The organism is Nesterenkonia salmonea (assembly GCF_005771525.1).
Taxonomy (GTDB): Bacteria; Actinomycetota; Actinomycetes; order Actinomycetales; family Micrococcaceae; genus Nesterenkonia; species Nesterenkonia salmonea.
On record NZ_VAVZ01000067.1, the window covers coordinates 1 to 6,940 of the forward strand.

8 protein-coding genes are annotated in these 6,940 nt (G+C 60.9%); 6 read left to right on the forward strand and 2 right to left on the reverse strand.

What is annotated here, in order from left to right:
* Positions 1–375 precede the first annotated feature (375 nt).
* Genes FEF26_RS14810 through FEF26_RS14820 form a run of 3 tightly spaced genes read left to right on the forward strand, consistent with a single transcriptional unit; the run spans position 376 to position 3,574 of the window.
* Positions 376–1,587 (forward strand): tyrosine-type recombinase/integrase, encoded by a 1,212-nt coding sequence (locus FEF26_RS14810; RefSeq protein ID WP_138254311.1) that lies wholly within the window; start codon positions 376–378, stop codon positions 1,585–1,587.
* Positions 1,584–2,537 carry a tyrosine-type recombinase/integrase gene (locus tag FEF26_RS14815; RefSeq protein ID WP_138254312.1) on the forward strand — a complete coding sequence of 318 codons (954 nt, stop codon included), beginning with the start codon at positions 1,584–1,586 and terminating at the stop codon, positions 2,535–2,537. Before FEF26_RS14810 ends, FEF26_RS14815 begins: the two co-directional genes overlap by 4 nt.
* Entirely contained in the window at positions 2,534–3,574 is a 1,041-nt protein-coding gene (locus FEF26_RS14820; RefSeq protein WP_138254313.1) for a tyrosine-type recombinase/integrase, read from the forward strand. Before FEF26_RS14815 ends, FEF26_RS14820 begins: the two co-directional genes overlap by 4 nt.
* Here the strand turns inward: FEF26_RS14820 and FEF26_RS14825 are convergent.
* Positions 3,489–4,226: an IS3 family transposase gene (locus FEF26_RS14825; RefSeq protein ID WP_138254314.1), complete on the reverse strand. Its 738-nt coding sequence runs from the start codon at positions 4,224–4,226 to the stop codon at positions 3,489–3,491. The genes FEF26_RS14820 and FEF26_RS14825 overlap by 86 nt on opposite strands.
* On the reverse strand, positions 4,223–4,528 hold the full coding sequence (locus FEF26_RS14830) for a transposase (RefSeq protein WP_138254315.1): 306 nt from the start codon (positions 4,526–4,528) through the stop codon (positions 4,223–4,225). The genes FEF26_RS14825 and FEF26_RS14830 overlap by 4 nt, the downstream gene beginning before the upstream one ends.
* 384 nt (positions 4,529–4,912) lie before the next feature.
* Between FEF26_RS14830 and FEF26_RS14835 the strand changes: the two genes are divergently transcribed.
* From FEF26_RS14835 to FEF26_RS14845, 3 genes are all read left to right on the forward strand, one after another.
* Entirely contained in the window at positions 4,913–5,413 is a 501-nt protein-coding gene (locus tag FEF26_RS14835) for a GrpB family protein (RefSeq protein ID WP_138254316.1), read from the forward strand.
* 68 nt (positions 5,414–5,481) lie between these two features.
* Positions 5,482–6,402 (forward strand): aminoglycoside phosphotransferase family protein, encoded by a 921-nt coding sequence (locus FEF26_RS14840; protein ID WP_138254317.1) that lies wholly within the window; start codon positions 5,482–5,484, stop codon positions 6,400–6,402.
* 253 nt (positions 6,403–6,655) lie between these two features.
* Positions 6,656–6,901 carry a helix-turn-helix domain-containing protein gene (locus FEF26_RS14845; protein WP_138254318.1) on the forward strand — a complete coding sequence of 82 codons (246 nt, stop codon included), beginning with the start codon at positions 6,656–6,658 and terminating at the stop codon, positions 6,899–6,901.
* The last annotated feature ends 39 nt before the right edge of the window (positions 6,902–6,940 follow it).

A 6,940-nucleotide genomic window follows, 5' to 3' on the forward strand; every position in this document is an offset into this window, starting at 1 on the left:
CTGCTAGACCGATTCTGCGGAGTGTCGCTGACAAGCAGGAACAAGTACTTTAGCCGGTTAAGAGGCAGTCTCCGACCGACCCCATCGAGGGAAGCAGACCCGCAGCCTTGGCCCGGGAGGTGAAGGCCCAGGAACCGAACTGCACCCCTTGGTCCGAGTTAACCGGAATTCCGGTTAACACCGATTATGCCGAGGTTTTCGTTAAGCCGAGGAATCTGGTGCTGGCCCGTTCTGCTGCCGATCAGTGGGGATTCCTCGGCTTAACGTTCTGGTCTGGTTAGTGTCCTGTCGTATCCAGCCGTCTAGGGAAANGCTTAACGTTCTGGTCTGGTTAGTGTCCTGTCGTATCCAGCCGTCTAGGGAAAGGACACGGTCATGGATACGACAGTCACTCATCTCGATGCGGTCGTCGTCGCGGCGCTACGTGCGGCCAACTACATGGAATCAACGATCGGCAATTATCAGAAGACAATCAGGCTCCTTGACGACTATGTCGCCCCCCGCGGCGGTGAATACACGTCGGCTCTGGGTGCTGAGTTCGCGGCGCTGACCATCAGCCCGCGCACTGGCAGGTTCAGTGCGGTACGACGGTTCAACTACACCCGGCTCGTGGCTCTGTTCGACTCGTACCTACGCTCAGGTGAGGTGGTTCTCACTACTGGCAAGCGTGGTGGCGGTGGGCGGCAACCGGAAACATTTGAATTCAGGGCGTTGATCGCTTCCTGGGAAGCTGACATGGCCGACCGGGGCCTGGCTGTGGCCACCCGGGAAGCCTATGGACGCATTGCCCGCGGCTACTTGGTCTATCTTGAAGACCAAGGGATCACCAGCCTCGATGCGGCCGGCCCGGCCACTGCGACCGGGTTTTTCAGTTCCTTGTTGGATCGGTGGGCGGCCTCATCTCTGTTCTGGCAGGTGTCGAACTTTCGCCCATTCCTGAAGTTCATCGGTCGGGGCGACTTGGTGGATGCGGTCAATCTCATCGGTGCCCGCCGGTCTCACCCGATCCTGCCTGATCTGGGTGATGAGGACGTCACACGAGTTGTCCAAGCGTGCGCATCCTCGTCGAGAATCAGCAGCAGGGACGCGGCGATCACGTTGCTGTCACTGATGACAGGGCTACGGGCCTGCGACATCATCGCCCTGAGGCTGGACGATATTGACTGGCGGGTCCAGACCATCTCGCTCGTTCAACAGAAGACCAAGAACCCGGTCACCCTGCCGATGCCAGGGCTGTTGGCAGCCAAGCTGGCTGACTACGTGCTGGCAGAGCGCCCGGGCCACCACGGCGAGCATCATGTGTTCTTGCGCAGCGTGGCGCCCTTCACCGCGTTGGCTGATCACGCCTCGATCTACAAGGTCACCGCCGACACGTTCCGCAAGGCCGGAGTCACCGATGTAAAAGCGGGCACGCGTTTGCTGCGCCACGCCGCCGCCTCACGGCTGTTGCGGGCAGCTACGCCGCTGCCGACCATCGCAGCGGTATTGGGTCATTCCAGCCAGGACTCCACCAACGTCTATCTCAGCGTCGATCACCAGCGTCTGATCGAATGCGTGCTGCCGGTCCCGGAAGGAGCACGATCATGAGCGTGCACCGTTTCACCAGCGCCTTCGCCACCGATCTGGAAGACTACCTGGGGTTCAAGGAGCAGATGGGCTTCTATGGTCGCTCCCGGATCGTCTACCTGCAGCGCTTCGACGCCTACTGCACCAGCCACCGGCTGAGGGTCTTCAACCGGGCCACTGTTGAAGGATGGGTCTTCAGCGAGCTGGGCCGTTCAGCGACTTCCCGGTCGTGGATGTCCTATATCCGTGACTTCGGCCGCTGGATGCGCACCCATAGGCATCCATATGCCTATGTCCTCTCGGACCAGTGGAAAGCCGGATTCACCCGCACCCGCCCCTACCTACTCACCAGCGAAGAAATCGAGAAGTTCTTCACTGCTGCGGCCCGCGTCAAAGCGGCCTCGCCGTGGGCCTGGCAGGCGGTGGCGTTCTTCAGCCTGATGCACTGTTGTGGTCTGCGCACCGGCGAAGCCCGCCTGTTGTTGGCCAGTGAGGTCGATCTCGATCAGCGCTGTCTCGATATTATCGATTCCAAGGCCAGGCGCAGCCGCCGACTACCGATCACCGACGAGGTGGCCACGGTTCTTGCCGTCTGTGATCAGGCCTCGCGGTCGCGATTCGGGCCACGCGAGCCGTTCTTCATCTCCTCCACCGGAGCGCCGGTCTGCCCGGCCTCTGTGGGGGTGATCTTCAACCGGATTTGGGATCAAGCAGGACTTCGACGACCAACTGGTGGTAGGCAGCCACAGCCCTATGCTTTCCGGCATCACTTCGCCTATGCGAACCTGGAACGCTGGATGAAAGACGGTGCTGATATCACCGCGATGCTGCCCTACCTGGCCCGCTATATGGGCCATGCCACCTTCGATTCGACCTACTACTACATCCACACCTCCCCAGACTTCATGGACTCCTACGCTGATGTCGTCGCCGAAAGCCACGCCCTGCTGCCAGAGGTTGGATTCAAATGAAACGCGACCCAGCCACCGATGAAGCCACCGTCTGGGTCTTCGCCCGGGATTTCCTGTATGCCTACATGCCCAAAACCCGCGGCCTCTCGTCCGCGACGATCCAGGCCTACCGGCTCAGCCTGGAATGCTTCCTGACCTTCCTCGCCGACCACAAACACCTCCACCGCTCCCAGGTCACCTTCGACCATTTCGACCGGGAACACCTGAAAGGATGGCTGACCTGGATGAACACCGAACGCGGCTACACGGCCAGGACGATCACGCTCAGACTCGCTGCGGTCAAAGCGTTTCTGTCATACGCCGCCGCTGAAGACCTCACCCTGATCGCGCTGGATCAAGCAGCCAAGACTCTCACAGCCCCGGTGCCACCACGAGCACCGATCGAATACCTCACCCAAGAAGCAACCCGCGCCGTGCTTGCCGCCCACACCGGCGCCACAGCCAAGTCACGGCGGAACAGGATGCTGCTGATCCTGCTGTATGAGACCGCCGCCCGGGTCGGTGAGATTACCGCCCTGACACTGCAAGACCTCACCCTGACCGATCCCGGGCACGTGACCCTGACCGGAAAACGCAACAAAACCCGGGTGGTACCGCTCAGCGCTAAGACCCTCGAGCATCTGCAGGTCTATCTTCAGGAGTTCCACCCCAACCGCGCCCGGCTGCCGGGGAATCGGCCAGTGTTCTACAGTTTCCACCGCGGCCAACCCACCGGCCTGTCCACCGACACTGTGGCCGCGGCGCTGAAGGCCGCCGCCGAAACTGCTCGTAGTCTTTGCCCCTCGGTGCCGGCGCGGGTCCATTGCCACATGCTGCGCAAGACCAAGGCCATGGATCTGCACCAGAGCGGCATCCCACTGCCGATCATCATGCGACTACTGGGCCACGAGAACGTCTCCACCACCCAGGCGTTCTACGCGTTCGCCACCCTGGACATGATGCGAGAAGCCATCAACGCCGCCACACCCGCGACCGGCCCAGCGGCAGCAGAGAAGCTGCCTGACGACATGCTCCAGGCGCTCTACAGCCTCCGATAACCCAGAACGTTAAGGCGAGGAATCCCCACTGATCGGCAGCAGAACGGGCCAGCACCAGATTCCTCGGCTTAACGAAAACCTCGGCATAATCCGAATGAATAATCGTGCCCGGTGCAGAATTCGAACCCAGCCGAGTATCGATGGCCATGCCCAGAGCGTTGGTGGCCAGTGCCGCAGTTGGGGAGGAATCGATCGACCAACCCACGACTCGACGGGAAAACGTGTCTAGGACGACGCAGCAGAAGAGCTTTCCTTCGCGCGTGCGATGCTCGGTGAGATCGGTGACCCACAACCGGTTTGGCTCCTGACGCGTGAACCCGCGTTGGACCAGATCGGTGGCAATCTGATCGGGCAGGATTCGTCGCCACTTGCGCCGCCCAGTCAACCCTCTGAGTCCGGCCCGGCGCATCAGGAACTCTATCTGCTGGTGACCGACCGGGATGCCACGCCCCATCGTGAGCTCAGCGTGGACTCGTCGCACCCCGTAGCGCCCGTGAGACGCGGCGTGGACCTCAGCGATGACACCGGTGAGCCACTCGTGACGGATCGCTCGTTCCGAAGGGGGCCTGTTGCGCTGAGCGTAGTAGCCCGACTCCGCGACTCCCAAGACTCGACAGGCAACCTGGACTGGCAGGTCTTGCGCGGCGATCAGCTCGACCGCCGCGTATCGCCTTTTGGGCTGGTCTCGGCCTTGAGCACCTCCACCGCCTTCGTCGTCACGGCCAGCTGCAGCTCCAGTTCAGCGATCCGTTTCTTCGCCGCACGTAGTTCAGCGTTCTCCGCAGTGCTCAGCCCGGGGATCTCTCCACGGTCGATCCTGTCTTGTCGGCGCCAGGCATAGATCGTCTGGTCACTGATCTGCAGGTCGTGGGCAATGCTCGCAACGCTCCGCCCAGTGTTGAGTAGATCCAGAACTCTACGTCGAAACTCAGCGGGATATCCTCTTCGTCCCATGTGGCACTCCAATGCTCAGGACACCAGAATCCACGAAATCCGAACTCCTCGGAACCCGGGACACACCACTGAGGATTACGACAAGTTCGTGAGACAGACCGCGTCTCATCAAAATGTCGCTCCCCATGTCAGCGCCTGTCCTGTGTGACAAGATCCGCGGGATCCCATCACTAGATTGGGCCGGTGCGGAAGTAGTGCCATCGACGTAACGGGCGGTCACCCTCAGTAAAGGAGCAAGCGCGAGGTGTCCTCGTTGTACTGCAGAGTCGCGGGCTGGCCAGGTCACCAGTGACCTAGCATTGGCTCGCGAAGCCGAATGCAACTCGGCGGACTGCCTCGGCGGTGCGCCCAAATAGCAGTGCACTTCGGTGCAAGGATGACCCCATGGAAGCTGAGCAGCCTGTCTTCATCGTTCCAAGCCGTCACTCCGAATGGAACCAGATGGCCACTGAAATGATGAGCACTATCCGCGAACGGGTCACCGGAGCGCACCTAGAACACATCGGATCCACCGCTGTCCCAGATCTGCCTGCAAAAGATGTAGTCGATCTGCTAGTGGGCGTCGATGCCGCGAGAGTTCCAGCCGTTGCACGACAGCTCGGATCGGACGGATTTGATCTCGAAGGTGAGCGTGATCATCACTGCTGGCTCAGCTTCCCGTCAAGGTCGGCCCGCGAATACGTAATCCATGTCGTCGAATATGAAAACCGGCAATGGAACAAGCGAATAGCCTTTCGAGATCTGCTCAGGTCAGACGCAAACGCTCGTGATCAATACCTGAACGCTAAAATCAGCGCCGCGAAGTCTACGAGCAACTGGGACGACTACACACAGTCGAAAACCTCCATCGTCTCGACTCTGCTCGACAACAACTCCGGACGCTGACTCCAGCACTCTTTCGAGACCGTGCTACTAGCGGCTTAATAACGTGTGGCTGCAGTATCGTCGACATCATGACGATGCACCCTGACGAGATTGAGGTCAGCGTGCCGACTGTCGAGCAGCTGATACTGGACCAGTTCCCGGAATGGACCAACGAGACCGTGGAAGAGCTCCACGGAGCTGGGACAGAGAACACGATCTTCCGGATAGGGGCCACCCGAGCGGCACGGTTCCCACGTCGGGCCTCCAGCGCGGCGGACGTCGCTGAAGAACTTGAACGCGAGGCACTTTCGATATCGGAGCTTGCTGGACTCTCCCCCGTCCCGGCACCCACTCCGATCGCGATTGGTCGACCCAGTCGGCACTATCCGTTTCCGTGGAGCGTCCAATCCTGGCTCCCTGGTGACGTAGCGAGGTCTCAAATGTCCGCCGACTCGTGCGAACTTGCCCGAGAGATTGCTGAGCTCGTTCACGCGTTCCGATCGGCTCCTTTGAAGGGACGACGCTTCACAGGTACAGGGCGCGGCGGAACGCTGTCTGACTCTGACACGTGGATGGAAACGTGCTTCTTCGAGAGCGCGAACCTTCTCGACGTTCCTCGCCTGAGAGCTCTATGGGCCGATTTCCGGACGCTTCCTCGAGAACAACCTGATGCCATGACGCACGGGGACCTCATTCCAGCGAACATCGTCTTGCGCGACAACCATCTCGCGGGGGTTCTGGATACCGGCAATTTCTCCGCCGCCGACCCATCGCTGGACTTGATCGTGGCGTGGCACTTCTTCGATGTTGATGCGCGAAACGTGTTCCGTGAAGCGCTCAGTATTGACGAACTGGAGTGGCAAAGAGGCGCCGCCTGGGCATTCCAGCAGGCCATGGGATTGGTCTGGTACTACGAATCATCGAATCCCACCATGGCGCAGTTAGGACGCAGCACCCTGACCCGCATATGCGCTGATGCTGAGCTTTCACGCGCGCTTGCGACGGCTTGAGAGGAGTAGCCACTTGATGCTCAGGCCCGGAAGGCTCCACAGACTTGAATGCCGGCGGCAGCCCCAGCATCCAAGGTCCACTCGATCCGCTCCCTGCCACCCTCGATGGCCGGCTTAGAAGTTGCGATAGCGGGGCCCACGGGACGTTCTTGGATTCATTATCGGTGATGCGCGGTGCTCCTGCGGCAGTGACAGCGCAATACGCCTCACGCGTGCTCGCAGGACCGAGCGCCTGCGTCCCGCGCTCGATCCCATGCATGCCCACCAGGAGAACCCTTGGGGGCTGTACGACCTGGCCCACGCCGCGACCATGTCGCGGACGTCGTTCGCGCAGCGTTTCCGCCAAGTTGCTGGGGTTCCACCGCTGACTTACCTCAGCCGATGGCGCATGCTGCTTGCCCAGCGGGCACTGCGAGAGGGGGACGTTCGGGTCAGGTCCCTTGCCTTGGAGTTGGGCTATGCGTCCGAGAGCGCAGTAGTGCCCCATAGAGTGGTGTAGCACCTGGTGACCATGACGGTCCTGAACGTGAGCGCGGTC